The 266-nt window shown below is 46.6% G+C and carries 1 protein-coding gene; it reads right to left on the reverse strand.

All coding sequences use genetic code 11. The annotated features are described in order from the left end of the window. On the reverse strand, positions 1 to 105 hold a 105-nt coding region (locus tag A3754_RS26575), incomplete at its 3' end, for a glycosyltransferase (RefSeq protein ID WP_156496905.1). Positions 106 to 266 lie beyond the last annotated feature (161 nt).

The raw sequence follows: 266 nt of genomic DNA on the forward strand, positions 1-266 counted from the left end.
CACCTCAAAATCAGAATAAGACTGGCTCAATACCGATTGCACCGCCCGTTCAATACAATGACCGTAGTTATAGGCAGGAATGACAACGGAAAAACCGGCACTCATATATCCTTCCCCGGGTGCGGATTAAATTGCAGAGGAAATTGAGGTGTCTTTTCATAATAGCGGCGATAAATTTTTTCGCCTTCTCGCTGACTGGCAGCCAGCAGAGCAGATTTTTCCGTCAGCACATCACGTAAAGATCGCCCACTGTACTCACGCACAAA

This window comes from Alcanivorax sp. HI0083 (assembly GCF_001635175.1).